Raw genomic sequence first — 17,486 nt, 5'->3', positions numbered from 1 at the left:
GGCTCGTCCCGGGCCGGCCGTCAGGGGCCGAGGTCCCACAGCAGCCGGTAGTAGGCGGTCCGCTCCAGGTCGGGCTCGACGCCGTACGCGTCCAGCAGCCGGCGATCCCAGCCGGGCCCGTAGTTCCACGTCAGGCTCCAGGTCGCCACGGCCAGGTCGGCCCACCGGTCGGCGCGGCCGAGCGAGCCGAGGTCGACGTGCCCGAGCCAGGTACCGTCCCGGCCGATCAGGGTGTTCGGGGCGCACGGGTCGCCGTGGCAGACGACCAGCCGGTCGACCGGCGGCGGCGCGCTGACCCGGGCCAGCGCCTCCCGCCTGCCCAGTACGGAGTGGTCGGAGTGCCACCGGGCCGGGTCGAGCCGGCCCGTCGCGTCCAGCCGGGCGACCACCGCGAGGCGGTCCTCGGCGCTCCACGAGAACGGGCAGTCGTCGACCGGCAGGGCGTCGTGCAGCCGGCGCAGCCCGGTGGCTATCGCGTCGACCGCGCGGCCCGGGTCGGCCCGCCAACGCTCCACCACCGCGCTGTCGCCCGGCAGCGCCTCGGTGACCAGCCACCCGCCGTGCTCGTCGGCCCCCTCGTCCACGACCCGGGGCACCGGTGTGAAAGGCCGCGCCCAGCGCAGCCGGGTCGCCTCCCGCCCCAGGTCCAGGCCCGACCCGGCCGGCGCCCACTTGACGAACCGGTCGCCGGTGCCGCCGCCCGGGATCTCGAAGGTGAGCCCGCCCAGCTGGTTGCGCCACACCGGGCGTACCGGCCGGCTTGCGGCCAGCCGCGCCACGGCGGCCGGGACCTCGGTACCGGCCGGGGGCGGCCCGGACAGCAGGCCGCTCACGCGGCCGTGGTCTCGGGCGCCGCGAGGATCGCGGGCAGCTCGCCGGGGTAGAGCACCAGCAGGCGCTGGGTCGGCCGGGTCAGCGCCACGTACAGGTCGCTGCGCCCGCGCGGCGAACCGGCGACGATGCGCTCCGGGTCGACCACCACCACCGAGTCGAACTCCAGCCCCTTGGCCTGCCGCACGGTCAGCACGACCGCGCGGCACTCCAGGTCCGCCCCGTCGCCGACGGCGACCTCCGGCATGGCGGCGCTGATCGCGGCGCCCAAGGACTCCAGGCTGCCCTCCGGCACGAGGATGCCCAGCCGCGCGTCGCCGGTCTGGGCAGCCTCCCGCCGCGCGGCCTCGACGAGGTCGGTGGCGAGCCGGTCCGGGTCGATGCGCACCAGCGACGGCGGGACGCCGGTCTCCCGTACCGAGCGGGGCATCGGCAGGTCCGGGTCGATGTCCGCCAGTACCCGGGCGGCCAGCTCCATGATCTCCGCGGGGGTACGGTAGTTGACCGCCAGCTCGGTCAGCCGCCAGCGGTCACCCACGAACGGCTCCAGCACCTGCCCCCAGGAGGTCGTGCCGGCCAGGTCGCCGGTCTGCGCCACGTCGCCGACCAGCGTCATCGAGCGACTCGGGCAGCGGCGCATGAGCAGCCGCCAGGCCATCGGGGACAACTCCTGCGCCTCGTCGACGATCACGTGCCCGAACGCCCAGGTGCGGTCGGCCGCCGCCCGCTCCGCCGTGGTCAGGTACTCCCGCTCCTCGTGCCGCTCGCCGAGCAGGCCGGCGTCGAGCAGGTCGGCGGCGGTGAGGATCTCCGGGTCGATCTCGTCCTCCAGATCGATCGGGCGCGAGCCGTGCAGGATCTCCAGCGCCCCCTCGGCGTACGCGTTGCGCTGGCGGCGGCGCTGCTCGGCGAGCTGGGTCACGTCCCGGTCGTCCACGCCGAGCTGCTCGACCGCCTCGTCCAGCAGCGGCACGTCGGCCGGGGTCCACTGGCCGGACCGGTCCCGGTACAGCAGCGCCCGCTGCGCGATGGACAGCATCGGGGCGGCGGAGGCGATCCGGTCGGCGGAGCAGTAGAGGTCGGTGAGCAGCTGCTGCGGCGTGAGGATCGGCCACAGCCAGTCCAGCGCGGTGGCCACCGCCGGGTCGGCCCGCAGCTCGCGGCGGATCTCGGCGAGGTCGGCCTCCTCGAGCAGCTGCCCGTCGCCCGGCGCGTCGTCGCCGCCCAGCGGGTCGTCCGCGTACGGGTCGGTGCCGATACGCGCCGCCACCTGCAGGGAAAGCGCGTGGATGATCTCGGTGTCGAAGATCGGCCGCGACAGGTTGTGCGGCCGGCCCAGCCGCCGGGTCCGCTCGCGCGCCTCCTCGCAGGTGGCGCGGTCCAGCCGCAGAGTGTCCTGCCACAGCGAGCCCCGGTCGGTGAGGATCTCCAGGGCGTCGTCGGGTACCCGCTGGCGGTCCCGGATCGCGCCGGCGATCACGTCGGTCATCACCGTGCGGCCCTTGAACTCGGCCGTCGCCGCGCTCTCCCGCCCCCGGGCGGAGACGCCGGGGAACAGGTCGCCGGGGGAGCGCAGCAGTACGCCGGTCTCGGCCAGTGACGGCAGCACCTGTGAGATGTAGCTCAGGAAGGTCTCGTTGGGCCCGACCACCAGCACGCCGCGGCTCGACAGCTCCCGCCGGTACGTGTAGAGCAGGTACGCCGCCCGGTGTAGCGCGACGGCGGTCTTGCCGGTACCGGGTCCGCCCTGCACGACCAGCACGCCGCCCAGGTCGGCGCGGATGATGCGGTCCTGCTCGGCCTGGATGGTCTCGACGATGTCGCGCATCCGGCCGGTGCGCCCGGCGTTGAGGGCGGCGAGCAGGGTCGCCTCCCCGGTCAGCCCCTCGTACGGGGAGTGCCGGTCGGCGGTGGCGGCGATGGAAAGGTCGAGCACCTCGTTGTCCACCGCGACGACCGTGCGGCCGACGCTGCGGATGTGCGCCCGGCGGCGTACGCCCTCCGGCGCCGCGGCGGTGGCCAGGTAGAACGGGCGGGACGCGGGGGCGCGCCAGTCCACCAGCAGCGGCTCGTAGTCGGCGTCCTCGTCGAAGATGCCGATCCGCCCGATGTAACGGTGCTCCTCCGCGGGCTGGCCGTCGCCGCCGGCACCATCCTGGCCGGCACCGCCGTTCTGGCTGGCACCGCCGTTTCGGCTGGCACCACCGTTCTGGCTGGCACCGTTTTCGCCGGCCAGGTCGAGCCGGCCGAAGCACAGGCCGCTGTCCACGGCGTCCAGCGCCGCCACCTGGTCGGCGTACATCTGCACCGTGTGGTCGCGCTGTGAGCGCTCCTGGTGGGTGCTGGAGGTCGCGCCCAACGCCTTGGTCAGCAGCTCCCTGGCGCGTCCGCGCATGGCGTCGAGCCGGTCGTAGAGCATCGAGACATAGGCCTGCTCCCGGCCGACATCGTCGGTCTGGCTCTGTTCTGAGGTCGCTTCGGCAGCGGCGGAGCTTGACAAACCCGTCTCCCTGGTGTCTAATCTAAAAACGGCGGCGTTTTTATCGCGCCGCTTTTTCGTGCCCGAACTCACCAAGATACCGCACGACTCGGGCTTCCGCGACCGTCGTTGTCCGCCGGCCGCGCCCCCTATTCTCCCCGACCGGCGCCGGGCGGGTGCCGGCCCGGTGCCCGCACGCCGACGCGACCGGTGCGCTAAGGCTCGGGTCGCCGGCGCGACCGACGCACTCGGGTCGCCGGCGCGACCGACCCGCGATATGTCGCGCGGGCGTCGGGCACGCGTAGGATCCGCGTCGGGCGGCGTGGAGGAACCCGGTGCGAATCCGGGGCGGTCCCGCCACTGTGACCGGGGAGGGCTCCCCAACAACGGCCACTGCCGAGCGCGGTGGGAAGGCCGGGGGAGCGCGTCGATCCGGGAGCCAGGAGACTCCGTCCGCCCCGGGGACGCCGCGCGGCGCCGCCGACCACTGCGACCCGGGGCGTGGACCCCGCCGGGAGGTACCGTCATGCCGTCGTCGGTCTTTATGCTGCTGTCCACCGCGGACACCGATCTGCTGGCGGCGCGGGCCGCCGGCGGGTTCTGGCGGGTGGCCAACCCCACCCGGGTGGGTGCCGGAGAAATACCCGCGCTGCTCGACGGCGCGCGACTGGTGGTGGTGCGGCTGCTCGGCGGCCGGCGGACCTGGCCCGAGGGGCTGGCCGCGGTACTGGAGGCCGGCGTGCCGGTGGTGGCCCTGGGCGGGGAGGCGTCGCCCGACGCGGAGCTCGCGGCCTGCTCGACGGTACCGGCGGGGGTCGCCCACGACGCGCTGCGGTACCTGGTCGAGGGTGGCCCGGACAACCTGCGCGAGCTGTACCGGTTCCTGTCCGACACGGTCCTGCTGACCGGCGAGGGTTTCGCCGCACCGGTATCCACGCCCGCCTACGGTGTGTACGGCGGGTACCAGCCCGCCGGCGACCGGCCCACGGTCGGCGTGGTCTTCTACCGGGCACACACGCTGGCCGGCAACACCGGCTTCGTGGACGCCCTGTGTGCGGAGATCGAGCGGGCCGGCGCCGCGCCGTTGCCGGTGTACGCCGCGTCGCTGCGCTCGATCGACGCCGGGCTGCGCGAGCTGCTCGGCCGCTGCGACGCGCTGATCATCACCGTGCTGGCCGCCGGGGGTACCCGGCCGTCGGACGCGTCGGCCGGCGGCGACGAGGACGCGTGGACCGTCGAGGGCCTGGCCGACCTGGACGTGCCGCTGGTGCAGGGGCTGTGCCTGACCACCACCCGGGCCGTGTGGCAGGAGTCCTCGGCGGCGCTGACCCCGATGGACGCCGCCATGCAGGTGGCCGTGCCGGAGTTCGACGGGCGGCTGATCACGGTGCCGTTCTCGTTCAAGGAGACCGGCCCGGACGGCGTGCCGGTGTACGTCGCCGATCCCGAGCGGGCCCGGCGGGTGGTCGGCATCGCGCTGGGCTACGCCCGGCTGCGCCGCATCCCCAACGCCGACAAGCGGTTGGCCATCGTGCTGTCGTCGTACCCGACCAAGCACTCCCGGGTGGGTAACGCGGTCGGGCTGGACACGCCCGCCTCGGCCGTGGTGCTGCTGCGCGCCCTGCGCGAGGCCGGTTACGCGGTGGGCGACTTTTCTCCCGGGGGAGCGCAGCCGGAGCCGGGCTTTGGCGGAGGCGAGCACCCCCAGAGTTTTATCGAGGATGGTGACACGCTGATCCACCAGCTGATCGCGGCCGGCGGGCACGATGTGGAGTGGCTGACCGAACAGCAGCTCGCGGCGGCCCCGATCCGGGTGCCGGCGCGGCAGTACCGGGCCTGGTTCGACGCGCTGCCGGATTCGCTGCGCGAGTCCATGACGGCGCACTGGGGCACACCGCCCGGCGAGCTGTACGTGGACGGCGACGAGATAGTGCTCGCCGGGCTGCGGCTGGGCAACCTCACCCTGCTGATCCAGCCGCCCCGGGGCTTCGGGGAGAATCCGGTGGCCATCTACCACGACCCCGACCTGCCGCCCTCGCACCATTACCTGGCCGCCTACCGGTGGTTGGCGGACAACGTCGACGCGGTGGTGCACCTGGGCAAGCACGGGACGCTGGAGTGGCTGCCCGGTAAGGGGCTGGGGCTGTCGGCGCAGTGCGCTCCCGACGCCGTACTGGGCGATCTGCCGCTGGTGTATCCGTTCATCGTCAACGACCCGGGGGAGGGTACCCAGGCCAAGCGGCGTGGCCACGCCACGATCGTGGACCACCTGGTGCCGCCGATGGCGCGCGCCGACAGCTACGGGGATCTGGCCCGGCTGGAGCAGTTGCTCGACGAGTACGCGACGGTCGCCGCGCTGGACCCGGCGAAGCTGCCGGCGGTGCGGGCCCAGATCTGGACGCTGATCCAGGCCGCCCAGCTGCACCGGGACCTGCATGTGGACGCCCAGCCGGACTCCGACGAGTTCGACGACTTCGTGCTGCACGTCGACGGGTACCTGTGCGAGGTGAAGGATTCGCTGATCCGCGACGGGCTGCACGTGCTGGGCGGGGCGCCGCAGGGGCAGGCCCGGGTCAACCTGGTGCTGGCGGTGCTGCGCGCCAACCAGGTGTGGGGAGGGCGGGTCGGGGCGCTGCCGGGCTTGCGCGCGGCCCTATCGGTCCACAGTGGACTTTCCGAGGAGTCCGGGCGCTCGGGGGTCGACGCGCTGGAGGAGCTGGCCGTGCGGCTGGTGTCCGGCTGCGACGCGCGGGGCTGGGCGCCGGACGCGGTGCCGGACGTGGTCACCGAGGTGCTCGGGTCGGCGGTGCCGTCCATTGTGGAGGTGCTGCGGTTCGCCGCGACCGAGGTGGTGCCGCGGCTGGCGGCCACCACCGGGGAGATCGACGCCGTCCTGCACGCGCTGGACGGCGGGTACGTGCCGGCCGGGCCATCCGGCTCGCCGACCCGGGGCCTGGTCAACGTGCTGCCCACCGGCCGCAACTTCTACTCGGTCGATCCCAAGGCGATCCCGTCGCGCAACGCGTGGGACGTCGGTCAGGCGCTGGCCGACTCGCTGCTGAGCCGCTACCGGGACGACAACGGCGACTGGCCGCAGACCGTGGGGCTGACCATGTGGGGCACCTCGGCGATGCGCACCCAGGGCGACGACATCGCCGAGGCGCTGGCGCTGCTGGGCTGCCAGCCGGTGTGGGACGAGGCGTCCCGGCGGGTCACCGGCGTGGCGACGGTGCCGCGCGAGCAGCTTGGCCGCCCGCGCATCGACGTGACGGTCCGCATCTCCGGCTTCTTCCGCGACGCGTTCCCGCACGTGGTAGCGCTGCTGGACGACGCGGTGACCCAGGTCGCCGAGCTGGACGAGCCGGACGAGGTGAACTTCGTGCGCGCGCACGCACGTGCCGACACGCGGGCGCACGGCGACTGGCGCCGGGCCACCACCCGCATCTTCGGCTCGAAGCCGGGCGCCTACGGCGCCGGACTGCTGCCGCTGATCGACGCCCGGAACTGGCGCGACGACCGGGACCTGGCCGAGGTGTACGCGGTCTGGGGCGGGTACGCCTACGGCCGGGGGCTGGACGGCCGAGCGGCGCGCGACGACCTCGAGCGGGTGTACCGGCGGATGGCGGTGGCCGCCAAGAACGTGGACACCCGGGAGCACGACATCGCCGACTCCGACGACTACTTCCAGTACCACGGCGGGATGGTCGCCATGGTGCGCTCGCTGACCGGCCACGACCCGGCCGCCTACATCGGCGACTCGCACCGGCCCGACGAGGTGCGCACGCGCAGCCTGGCCGAGGAGACCCGGCGGGTTTTCCGGGCCCGGGTGGTCAACCCGCGCTGGATCGAGGCGATGCGCCGGCACGGGTACAAGGGCGCCTTCGAGCTGGCCGCCACGGTGGACTACCTGTTCGGGTACGACGCCACCGCGGGTGTGGTGGACGACTGGATGTACCAGCAACTGGCCGAGTCGTACGTGTTCGACCAGCAGGTCCGCGACTTCATGGAGAAGTCCAACCCGTGGGCGCTGCGGGGGATCACCGAGCGGCTGTTGGAGGCCGCCGACCGGGGCCTGTGGGAGCGGCCCGACGCCGAGACGCTCAACCGGCTCCGGGAGGCGTACCTGTCCAGCGAGTCCGACCTGGAGGGCCGCTCCTGAGCGCGGGCGGCCGTCGGCGACGGATGGACAGCCGCGGATATGATCAGTCGATGGCCACCTTCCCCGCGCTCGACGGAACCCTGCTGGCGTACGACCGGGTCGGCGAGGACGGCGACCCGCTGATCTGCCTGCCCGGCGGCCCCTTGCTGCCCCCGGAGTACCTCGGTGACCTGGGTGGGCTGGCGGCCTACCGGTCGTTGGTGCTGCCGCACCTAAGGGGGACCGGGAAGTCCGCGGTGCCGGCCGACCCGACCAGTTGCCGGTGTGATCGGCTGGTCGACGATGTCGAGGCGCTGCGCGCGCACCTGGGGCTGGGCCGGGTCGACCTGCTCGGGCACTCGGCCGGCGGCAGCCTGGCGGCGCTGTACACCCTGCGCTACCCGGATCGCGTCGGCCGGCTCGTGCTGGCCTGTTCCAGCCCGAGGGTGGTCGGGCTGCCGATCTCCGACGACGACCGCCGGCAGGTCATCGAGCCGCGCCGGGGCGAGCCCTGGTTCCCGGACGCCTACGCCGCGTTCGGCCGGGTCTGGTCGGGCGACCCCACGGACGCCGACTGGCAGGCGCTCACGCCGTTCACCTATGGCCGGTGGGACGCCGCGGCGCGGGCCCACGCGGCCGGGATGGATGCCGCGAGGAACGACGCGGTCGCGGCCCAGTACTACTCGGAGGGCGCGCTGGACCCGCCGGCCACCCGGGCCGCCCTGGCCGGTCTCGCGGTGCCGGTCCTGCTGGTCGCGGGCGAGTACGACCCGTCGCTGCCCCCGCATCGCGCGGCCGAGTACGTGGGAATGTTCGGTCGGGCGGAGTTGGCCGTGCTGCCGGGCGGCGGCCACTATCCCTGGCTCGACGACGCGCAGTGGTGGGTGCGGACCCTGACGGGGTTCCTGGACTGAGCGATCGCGCGGTGCCCGCCGAGCGATCGCGCGGGTGGCCCCCCAGCCGCACGTCCCGGGCCGCGCGGGCTCGCTAGTGCGAATCCGGGCGGCGCAGCGTCAGTGACTGGAACCAGTGGCCGCCGACGTCGACGGGGTGGAAGTCCAGGACGTCGAACCGCGCGCCGGTGGCAAAGCCGAGCAACTGCTCGTTGGTGCGCCAGGAGAAGAACCGCGGCGGCACGTGCTCGTCCCCGTCGATCGGGCCTTCGGCGCTCTCGTCCCCGCCGTACACCCCGATGAAGAACAGCCCACCGGGGCGCACGATCGCCCGGACCGCCGCCAGGACCGCGGGCAGGTCGTGATTGGGCACGTGTAGCAGGCAGTTCATCGCGTAGACCGCGTCAAACGAGCCGGCCGGGAAGTCCAGCCGCAAGAAGTCCATGACGTGGGCCTTGAGGCCCTTGGCTCGGCAGCGCTCGACCATCGCCGCCGAGAGGTCGGCCGCGACGACGGCGAGGCCCGCCTCGTGGAAGTAGACGCTGTCCTGCCCGGTACCGGCGCCGATCTCCAGCAACCGGCTGCCCGGCGCGAGTCGCTGCCCGAACGCCTGCCGTTCCGCCAGCTTCCACGGCTGCTTGTCGAGGCTGTCACGCCGGGCCGCACCCGCGTCGTACGCCTCGCGCAACGGGCCGAGGACCTCGTCGTACCGGGGAGTCATGCCCGTCATTATCGACAGACGTGGGCGAGCACGCACCCCACGGCCGCGCGTCCCGATGCGGTGGAAACCGGCCCGCGGTCCCCGTCTCGCCAGTGCCCGCCGCGGTGTTCGCGGTGCTGGCGGACCCGACGACCCATCCCGCGATCGACGGCACCGGCCGGGTTCAGGAATCCGTCGACCGGGCGCCGCTGATCGAGGTGGGGCAGATCTTCCGGATGAGCATGTATCACGCTGGCCCTCCAGGCGGTCACTACCAGGTGGTCAACAAGGTCCAGGTGTTCGACCCGCCGCGCGCCGTCGGCTGGCTGACGGGGCAGGAGAAGGGCGACGGCGACCTGGAGTTCGGCGGCTGGATCTGGCGCTACGACCTGGCGCCGCTCGGCCCGCCCGAGACCGAGGTCACGCTCACCTACGACTGGTCGGCGGTGCCGCAGTTCATCCGGGCGCGGGGCATCCGGTTTCCGCCGTTCGGCCCCGGGCATCTCAGAAACTCGCTGCGCCACCTGGCCAAGCTCACCGCACCGGCGGTCCCCGACCCGGACACCCGGTGATCGAGCGAGTCGTAGCTGTCGGTGATCCGGGCCCCGGATCGCCGCGCGCCGATGCCGCCCGTACCGGCGGCCCCGGACACTACGAGGCGGTACCCGTGGGGGCGGTGCTTGCGGGGGCGGTGCTTGCGGGGGCGGTGCGCGCGGATTCGGCGTCGGGGTCCCGCAGCGCCGCGTCGATCAGCACCTCGGCCGCCGCCCGTGCCTGCCGGGCCGCGTCGCTGGTTCCGGCGATCGCGGCCGTGGTCTGCGCTCCCTCGGCGAGGATCGCCAACTGCGCGGCGAGCGACGAGGACGCGCCGGCCTCGACCACGAGTTCGGTCAGCCGGGCCTGGAACTGCGCCTTGTGCGCGCGCACGATCTCGGCGATCCGGGGCGAGGTGGCGCCCAGTTCGCCGAACGAGTTGATGAACATGCAGCCCCGGAAGTCGTCCTGGTCGAACCAGCGGGCCAGCATGTCGTAGATGGCCACCAGGCGTTGCCGGGCGCCGCCCGCCCGGACCGCGTCCTCGACCAGGTCGTTCCACAGCCGGTGCCGGCCGTGCAGGACCTCCTCGACGATGGACTCCTTGGACGGGAACAGGCTGTAGAGCCGCTTGAGCGAGACGCCCGTCTCCGCGCGCAGCGCGTCCATGCCGACCGCCTGGATGCCCAGGGCGTAGTACAGCCGGTCCGCGGCCGCGAGGACCGCCGCGCGCACTGCCTCGTCGCCCGGTCTCCGATTCGCCTCGCTCACGGTTCGTCTCGCCTCGCTCACGTTCCGTCCCCGATTCGCGGTTGGTGACGCCTCTCACCCGACTGGTCCCGCTCCCGCCAGTGCGCCAAGAACGACCGTTCTCTACACTACCTCAAGGAGCGGAGAACGAGCGTTCTCTAGCGTTCAACGGAGGTTCAGATGCCTTTCATCACCGTCGGCTCGGAGAACAGCGCGAGCATCGACCTGTACTACGAGGACCACGGCCAGGGGCAGCCCGTCGTCCTTATCCACGGCTACCCGCTGGACGGGCACTCGTGGGAGAAGCAGAGCGCGGCGCTGCTGAAGGCCGGCTACCGGGTCATCACCTACGACCGCCGGGGCTTCGGCCGCTCCAGCCAACCCACCATCGGTTACGACTACGACACCTTCGCCGCCGACCTGAAGGTCGTGCTGGACACCCTCGACGTCACCGACGCCGTGCTGGTCGGCTTCTCCATGGGTACCGGCGAGGTCGGCCGCTACCTGGGCACCTACGGCTCGGGGCGGGTCGCCAAGGCGGCGTTCCTGGCCTCCCTGGAGCCGTTCCTGCTCAAGACCGGCGACAACCCGACCGGCGTGCCGCAGGAGGTCTTCGACGGCATCATCGCCGCCGCCACGGCCGACCGGTACGCCTGGTTCACCCAGTTCTACAAGAACTTCTACAACACCGACGAGAACCTCGGCACCCGGCTGTCCGAGGAGGCGCTGCGCAACAGCTGGAACGTGGCGGCCGGGGCGTCCTGGTACGCGTCGTCCGAGGTGGTGCCGACCTGGCTGGAGGACTTCCGGGCGGACATCAAGAAGATCGACGTACCGGCGCTGATCCTGCACGGCACGGCGGACAACATCCTGCCGATCGACGCGACCGCGCGCCCGTTCCACCAGGCGCTGCCGCAGGCGGAGTACGTCGAGATCGACGGCGCCCCGCACGGCCTGCTCTGGACGCACGCCGACGAGGTCAACAAGGCCCTGCTCGCCTTCCTCGCCAAGTAACCGAGCCTCGCGAAGTAACCGAGCCTCGCGAAGTAACCGAGCCTCGCCAAGTAACCGAGCCGGGTAAGCGACTGGTCTGGTCGCCGGACGCGCCGGCCAGGCCGGTCCCGAACGCTCACGTCCCGGCACCGGGCGGCCAAGCCGCCCGGTGCCGTCGCACCGGCACCGCGACGGGCCTCAACCGCGAGATTTCACGGCAGCGGGATCGGCGTGGAGGGGACCGGCGGGCCGGGCGCCGCCGAGGTGGCCTGAGACGTGCGCCGCGTTGACGCGCGGCCCGCGATCGGGCAGCATGCCTGATGGAGCGGCAGTGGAGGAACTCGGTGAGATTCCGAGGCGGTCCCGCCACTGTCACCGGGAAGCGACTCTCCACTCGTGGTCACGACGGCGCAAGCGGTTGGAAGGCCGGGGAGAAGCGACGATCCGGGAGCCAGGACACTCCGGCCGCTCGTGTCGTTTCACCGTATCGCGGGCGTGGACACCCGCGGAGGGAGCTTGAGCGTGACCGTGCGCGTGAGCGGGTTTTGATCCCGCCGTACCCGTTCTCCGCCGTCGTCGGGATGTCCGATCTGAGCCTCGCGCTGCTGCTCAACGCCGTCTCGCCGGCGATCGGCGGGGTGCTGGTGCGCGGCGAGAAGGGCACCGCCAAGTCCACCATGGTCCGGGCGCTGGCCGGCCTGCTGCCCGAGGTGGACACCGTGGCCGGCTGCCGGTTCGGCTGTGACCCGGCCCGTCCGGAGGCGCAGTGCCCGGACGGCCCGCACGATCCGGCCACCCCGTCGGCGCGCCGTCGCGCCGCCCTCGTCGAGCTGCCGGTCGGTGCCACCGAGGACCGCCTGGTCGGCGCACTGGACCTGCAGCGCGCGCTGACCGAGGGCGTCAAGGCGTACGAGCCGGGCCTGCTCGCCGCCGCGCACCGGGGGGTGCTCTACGTCGACGAGGTCAACCTGCTCCCCGATCACCTGGTGGACCTGCTGCTGGACGCCGCCGCCATGGGCCGCGCGTACGTGGAGCGGGACGGCGTCTCGGTGCGCCACCCGGCCCGCTTCCTGCTGGTCGGCACCATGAACCCGGAGGAGGGCGAGCTGCGCCCGCAGCTGCTGGACCGCTTCGGTCTGGCCGTGGACGTGGCCGCGCCCCGGGATCCGGGACAGCGCGCCGAGGTGGTGCGCCGCCGGCTGGCCTACGACGCGGACCCGCAGGGCTTCGGCGAGCGCTGGGGCCAGTCCGAGGCGGAGCTGGCCGCCCGGATCGAGGCGGCCCGCGAACGGCTGTCCATTGTGGAGCTGCCCGACGCCGAGCTGCGCCGCATCGCGCATGTATGCGCGGCGTTCGAGGTGGACGGGATGCGCGCCGACATCGTCGTGGCCCGCACCGCCACGGCGCTGGCCGCCTGGGCCGGCCGGCCGGCGGTCAACGAGCAGGACGTACGGGACGCGGTGCGGCTGGCGCTGCCGCATCGCCGCCGCCGCGACCCGTTCGACGAGCCGGGGCTGTCCGAACAGGCGCTGGACGACGCCATGCGCGACGCGGCCGACGCGGCCGATGGGCCGGATGGACCGCAGCCGCCCGACGACGACCCGGGCGGCCCGGGCTCCGGCGGCGGCCCCGACAACGGCCCGGACGACAACGGCCCGCGGGGCAGCGGCCCGCAGGATGGTGGCCGACAGGACAGCGGCCCGCAGGATGGCGGCCCGGACGGTTCGGGGGGTGCCCCGGAGGGCGACGGCCCGGCGCCGAAGAGCGCCGCCGGTGCCGGCACTCAGGTGTCCTCGGCCGACCAGCCGTACCGGGCCCGGCTGCTGGCCGTGCCCGGCACCGGGGCGGGCTCGCCGCAGGGTCGGCGCTCCACCGCGTACACCCGATCCGGCCGGGTCGTCTCCGCCCGCCCGCCCGGCCCGCACACCACCGGCCTGCACCTGGCCGCGACCCTGCTCGCGGCGGCACCGCACCAGGCCGCCCGCGGCCGCACCGGCCCGCTCGTGCTGCGCGCCGAAGACCTGCGGGCCAGCGTGCGCAAGGGCCGGGAGGCCAACCTCGTGCTGTTCGTGGTCGACGCGTCCGGGTCGATGGCGGCCCGGCAGCGCATGCGCGCGGTCAAGGGCGCGGTGCTGTCCCTGCTGCGCGACGCCTACCAGCGCCGGGACAAGGTGGGTCTGGTCACCTTCCGGGGCGAGGCGGCCGAGGTCGCCCTGCCGCCCACCGGTAGCCACGACATCGGCGCGGCACGGCTGCGCGAGCTGCCCACCGGCGGGCGTACCCCGTTGGCCGCCGGGCTGACCACCGCGGCCCGGGTGCTCGCCTCGGCGCGCCGGCGCGACCCGCACCGCCGCCCGCTGCTGATCCTGGTCACCGACGGCCGGGCCACGGCCGGCCCGGATCCGGTGTCGGTGACCCCGGCCCTGTCGGGTACGGCCTGCGTCGTGGTGGACTGCGAGTCCGGCCCGGTACGCCTGGGCCTGGCCGCCCGGCTGGCCGGCGCGCTGTCGGCCCGGTACCTGCGCCTGGACCAGCTGTCCGCCGACGGCCTGCGCGCCGTCGCCACGGGAAGCGCGGCCTGATGCCGCAGGGGAAGGTCGAGCGGGTACCCGACGACGGGCTCACCACCCGGCAGCGACGGCGAGCGCCGGTGCTGGCCGTGCACACCGGTGCCGGTAAGGGCAAGTCCACCGCCGCGTTCGGGATGGCGCTGCGCGCCTGGAGCGCCGGCTGGCCGATCGTGGTGTTCCAGTTCGTAAAGAGTCCTAAGTGGAGGGTCGGTGAGGAGTCCGCGCTGCGCGCGCTCGGCGAGCGCCACGCCGCGACCGGGCAGGGCGCGCCGGTCACCTGGCACAAGATGGGCGAGGGTTGGTCCTGGCTGGCGCGCCCCGGCGACGAGCGCGACCACGCCGCGGAGGCGGCCGAGGGCTGGGCGCAGGTCAAGCGGGACCTCGCCGCGCAGCGGTACCGGTTCTACGTGCTCGACGAGTTCACCTACCCGATGAAATGGGGCTGGGTGGACGTCGCCGACGTGGTCACGACCCTGGCCGACCGGCCGGGCAGCCAGCACGTGGTGGTCACCGGCCGGTACGCCGCGCCGGAACTGGTCGAGGCGGCCGACCTGGTCACCGAGATGAGCAAGGTGAAGCACCCGATGGACGCCGGGCGCAAAGGGCAGCAGGGCATCGAATGGTGACCCTGCCGCGCATCGTGGTGGCCGCGCCCGCGTCCGGACACGGCAAGACCACGGTCGCCACCGGCCTGCTGGCCGCGTTCGCGGCGCGCGGGCTTTCGGTGGCCGGCTTCAAGGTGGGCCCGGACTACATCGACCCCGGCTACCACGCGCTGGCCAGCCACCGGCCCGCCCGCAACCTGGACCCGACCCTGGTCGGCGAGGACCTGATCGGGCCGCTGTTCGCGCACGGCGCGGACGGCGCCGAACTGGCCGTCATCGAGGGCGTGATGGGCCTGTACGACGGGCGCGCGTTCGGGCCGCTGGGCGTTCCCGGTGCCCTCGCCGGCGACGGCCAGCTGCCCACCGGACTGGGCGGCGGGGATCCCGGCTCCACGGCGGAGGTCGCGGCGCTGCTGTCCGCGCCGGTGCTGCTGGTGGTGGACGCCTCGGCGCAGGGCCGCTCGATCGCCGCGCTGGTGCACGGCTTCCGCGCCTACTCGCCGGCGATCCGGCTGGCCGGCGTGCTGCTCAACCGGGTCGGCTCCGACCGGCACGAGGCCATCCTGCGCGCCGCGCTGGAGGAGGTCGGCACGCCGGTGCTCGGCGTGCTGCGCCGCCACGACGCGATCGCCACCCCGTCGCGGCATCTGGGGCTGGTGCCGGCGGTCGAGCGCCGGCCCGAGGCCATGGCGTCGATCGACGCGCTGGCCGACCTGATCGCCGCGTCGGTGGACCTGGACGCGGTCCTGTCGGTGGCGCGCGCCGCCCCGCCGCTCGCCGTGCGGCCGTGGTCGCCCGCCGCGCCGCGGCCGGTGCCGGGCCATCCGGTGGTCGCCGTCGCGGGCGGGCCGGCGTTCAGCTTCGGGTACACCGAGACGGTGGAGCTGCTCGCCGGTGCGGGCGCCGAGGTGTCCATTGTGGACCCGCTGCGGGACGAGAAGCTGCCCGACGGCACCGAGGCGCTGGTGGTGGGCGGCGGCTTCCCCGAGGTGTACGCGGCCGAGCTGGCCGCGAACGTTCCACTGCGCGGCGAGGTGGCCGAGCTGGCGCGGCGGGGCGCCCCGATCGCGGCCGAGTGCGCCGGGCTGCTCTGGCTGTCCCGCAGCCTCGACGGCGTCCCGATGTGCGGGGTGCTGCCGGCCGATGCCGCGATGAGCGACCGGCTGACCCTCGGGTACCGCGACGCCGTGGCCCGCACCGGAAGCTGGCTCGGGCCGGCCGGCACCCGGGTGACCGGGCACGAGTTCCACCGCACCGTGCTGTCGCCGGCCGCCGGCCCGGCACCGGCGTGGGTCTGGTCCGGCACGGCCGGCGAGGGCTGGGTCGCGGGCGGGGTGCACGCCTCGTACCTGCACCTGCACTGGGCCGGTCGGCCGGAGATAGCGCGAGGACTGGTGGCGGCATGCGGCTGATCGGTGTGGGAGTGGGCCCGGGCGATCCGGAGCTCGTGACGCTCAAGGCGGCCCGGGTGCTGAGCACCGCAGACCGGGTGTTCGTACCGGTGCTGGGGACCGACCGGCCTGGCCCGGCGCGCGAGGACCCGGACCAGTCGGCGGCCGAGCCCGGCCGCGCGGAGACGACCGTCGCCGCGCACACCGCGCCGGAGCGGGTCGAGCGGCTGGTGTTCGTCCTCGACCGGGCCCAGCGGGACGGCTACTGGGCGGCGGCGGGGCGGCGGGTCGCCCAGTGGCTGCGGGAGACCGGCGGCGTCGCCGCCTTCGCGACCATCGGCGATCCAAACCTGTACTCCACCTTCGGCTACCTGGCCCGGCAGGTCCGGGCGCTGGTGCCGGACGTGGTGATCGAGACGGTACCGGGGATCACCGCCATGCAGGCGCTGGCGTCGGTCTCGGGCACCGTGCTGGCCGAGGGGCGCGAGCCGCTGGTGCTGCTGCCGCAGCCCGACGGCGCGGACGGCATCTCCGCCGCCCTGTCGGAGGGCGCCACGTCGGCCGCGCTGCCGCGCAACGCGACGGTGGTGGTGTACAAGGGTGGCCGGCACCTGCCCGCGATCGCCTCGGCGGTGGCGGCGGCCGGTCGGGAAGCGGTGCTCGGCAGCCATCTGGGGCTGCCCGATGAGCGGATCGCGGCTTTGTCCACTGTGGATGGCGCGGTGCCGTACCTGTCCACGGTGCTGATTCCGGCCAAGCGGGAGGGCGAGTGATGTCGGGCAGGGTGACGTTCGTGGGTGCCGGGCCCGGCGCGGCCGACCTGATCACCGTGCGGGGGGCCGACGCGCTGTCCGCGGCCGACATCATCGTGTGGGCGGCCAGCCTGGTGCATCCCGACATGCTGCGCTACGCGAAGCCGGGCGCCGAGATCGTCGACTCCACCACGCTGACGCTGGAGTCCACGGTGGACATCTACCGGCGGGCTATCGCCGAGCGGCTGCACGTGGTGCGGCTGCACTCCGGCGACCCGGCGCTGTGGGGTGCGATGCAGGAGCAGTTGGACGCGTGCGCCACGCTGGGGCTGGCCACCGAGGTGGTACCCGGGGTGTCCGCGTTCTCCGCGGCGGCGGCCGCGGCCGGCCGGGAGCTGACCGTGCCCGAGGTGGCCCAATCGGTGGTGCTGACCCGGCTCGGCGGCGGCAAGACCCCGATGCCGGCGGGGGAGAGCGTCGCCTCCTTCGCCCGGCACGGCACCACCATGGCGGTGTTCCTGTCCGCCGCCCGGACCCGGCAACTCGCCGACGAACTGCTCGCCGGCGGGTACCCGCCCGACACGCCGGTGGTCGTCGCGTACCGGGTGAGCTGGCCGGAGGAGCTGATCTTCTCCTGCACGCTGGAGACGCTGGCCGACAGCGTGCGCGTGCACAAACTGTGGAAGCACACGCTGTTCCTGGTCGGGCCGGCACTGGCCGCCGGTGGCACCCGCAGCCACCTTTACCACCCCGGCCACTTCCACGGCTACCGGCGCGCCGACCCGGTGGCCCGGCAGGCGCTGCGCGATGGCTGACGTCCCCGGCCCTACCGTACTGGCGGGCATCGCGA

General features: G+C 74.1%; 13 protein-coding genes and 2 riboswitches. Of the genes, 9 read left to right on the top strand and 4 right to left on the bottom strand.

Going from position 1 to position 17,486, the window contains the following annotated elements; translation table 11 throughout:
• Nucleotides 1-20: 20 nt before the first annotated feature.
• Together ABEA87_RS31015 and ABEA87_RS31010 are read right to left on the bottom strand one after the other, a co-directional pair.
• Entirely contained in the window at nucleotides 21-833 is an 813-nt protein-coding gene (locus ABEA87_RS31015) for an aminoglycoside 3'-phosphotransferase (protein ID WP_345635642.1), read from the bottom strand.
• Complete coding sequence (locus tag ABEA87_RS31010; protein ID WP_345635823.1) at nucleotides 830-3,250, bottom strand: HelD family protein; 2,421 nt, start codon at nucleotides 3,248-3,250, stop codon at nucleotides 830-832. Before ABEA87_RS31010 ends, ABEA87_RS31015 begins: the two co-directional genes overlap by 4 nt.
• A gap of 386 nt (nucleotides 3,251-3,636) precedes the next feature.
• Nucleotides 3,637-3,759, top strand: a riboswitch (cobalamin riboswitch).
• A gap of 77 nt (nucleotides 3,760-3,836) precedes the next feature.
• Here ABEA87_RS31010 and cobN point away from each other — a divergent pair.
• On the top strand, nucleotides 3,837-7,469 hold the full coding sequence (gene cobN / locus ABEA87_RS31005; protein ID WP_345635640.1) for a cobaltochelatase subunit CobN: 3,633 nt from the start codon (nucleotides 3,837-3,839) through the stop codon (nucleotides 7,467-7,469).
• A gap of 50 nt (nucleotides 7,470-7,519) precedes the next feature.
• Nucleotides 7,520-8,362, top strand: a complete 843-nt coding sequence (locus tag ABEA87_RS31000; RefSeq protein ID WP_345635638.1) for an alpha/beta fold hydrolase — start codon at nucleotides 7,520-7,522, stop codon at nucleotides 8,360-8,362.
• Between the two features lie 73 nt (nucleotides 8,363-8,435).
• Here the strand turns inward: ABEA87_RS31000 and ABEA87_RS30995 are convergent, their stop codons facing one another.
• Nucleotides 8,436-9,071, bottom strand: coding sequence for a class I SAM-dependent methyltransferase (locus ABEA87_RS30995; RefSeq protein ID WP_345635636.1), 636 nt, complete (start codon nucleotides 9,069-9,071; stop codon nucleotides 8,436-8,438).
• An 83-nt stretch (nucleotides 9,072-9,154) separates the two neighbouring features.
• Here ABEA87_RS30995 and ABEA87_RS30990 point away from each other — a divergent pair, with 83 nt between their 5' ends.
• On the top strand, nucleotides 9,155-9,613 hold the full coding sequence (locus tag ABEA87_RS30990) for an SRPBCC family protein (RefSeq protein ID WP_345635634.1): 459 nt from the start codon (nucleotides 9,155-9,157) through the stop codon (nucleotides 9,611-9,613).
• Between the two features lie 79 nt (nucleotides 9,614-9,692).
• Here ABEA87_RS30990 and ABEA87_RS30985 read toward each other — a convergent pair whose 3' ends face one another.
• Entirely contained in the window at nucleotides 9,693-10,346 is a 654-nt protein-coding gene (locus ABEA87_RS30985) for a TetR/AcrR family transcriptional regulator (protein WP_345635632.1), read from the bottom strand.
• Between the two features lie 159 nt (nucleotides 10,347-10,505).
• Here ABEA87_RS30985 and ABEA87_RS30980 point away from each other — a divergent pair, with 159 nt between their 5' ends.
• From ABEA87_RS30980 to cobM, 6 genes are all read left to right on the top strand, one after another.
• Nucleotides 10,506-11,339, top strand: a complete 834-nt coding sequence (locus ABEA87_RS30980) for an alpha/beta fold hydrolase (RefSeq protein ID WP_345635631.1) — start codon at nucleotides 10,506-10,508, stop codon at nucleotides 11,337-11,339.
• A gap of 288 nt (nucleotides 11,340-11,627) precedes the next feature.
• A riboswitch (cobalamin riboswitch) is annotated at nucleotides 11,628-11,802 on the top strand.
• A 61-nt stretch (nucleotides 11,803-11,863) separates the two neighbouring features.
• Nucleotides 11,864-13,900, top strand: a complete 2,037-nt coding sequence (locus ABEA87_RS30975) for a putative cobaltochelatase (RefSeq protein WP_345635629.1) — start codon at nucleotides 11,864-11,866, stop codon at nucleotides 13,898-13,900.
• The gene (cobO, locus tag ABEA87_RS30970) at nucleotides 13,900-14,514 is read left to right on the top strand and encodes a cob(I)yrinic acid a,c-diamide adenosyltransferase (RefSeq protein ID WP_345635627.1); all 615 of its coding nucleotides are present in this window, start codon (nucleotides 13,900-13,902) and stop codon (nucleotides 14,512-14,514) included. Before ABEA87_RS30975 ends, cobO begins: the two co-directional genes overlap by 1 nt.
• A complete protein-coding gene (locus ABEA87_RS30965) occupies nucleotides 14,508-15,905 on the top strand; it encodes a cobyrinate a,c-diamide synthase (protein ID WP_345635625.1) in 1,398 nt (465 codons plus the stop codon). Before cobO ends, ABEA87_RS30965 begins: the two co-directional genes overlap by 7 nt.
• Entirely contained in the window at nucleotides 15,896-16,657 is a 762-nt protein-coding gene (gene cobI / locus ABEA87_RS30960; protein WP_345635623.1) for a precorrin-2 C(20)-methyltransferase, read from the top strand. The genes ABEA87_RS30965 and cobI overlap by 10 nt, the downstream gene beginning before the upstream one ends.
• The gene (cobM, locus tag ABEA87_RS30955) at nucleotides 16,657-17,451 is read left to right on the top strand and encodes a precorrin-4 C(11)-methyltransferase (RefSeq protein ID WP_345635622.1); all 795 of its coding nucleotides are present in this window, start codon (nucleotides 16,657-16,659) and stop codon (nucleotides 17,449-17,451) included. Before cobI ends, cobM begins: the two co-directional genes overlap by 1 nt.
• Nucleotides 17,452-17,486: the final 35 nt, after the last annotated feature.

The organism is Rugosimonospora acidiphila (assembly GCF_039543385.1).
Lineage (GTDB): Bacteria > Actinomycetota > Actinomycetes > Mycobacteriales > Micromonosporaceae > Rugosimonospora > Rugosimonospora acidiphila.
This window is presented reverse-complemented; position numbering and strand designations above follow the sequence as displayed.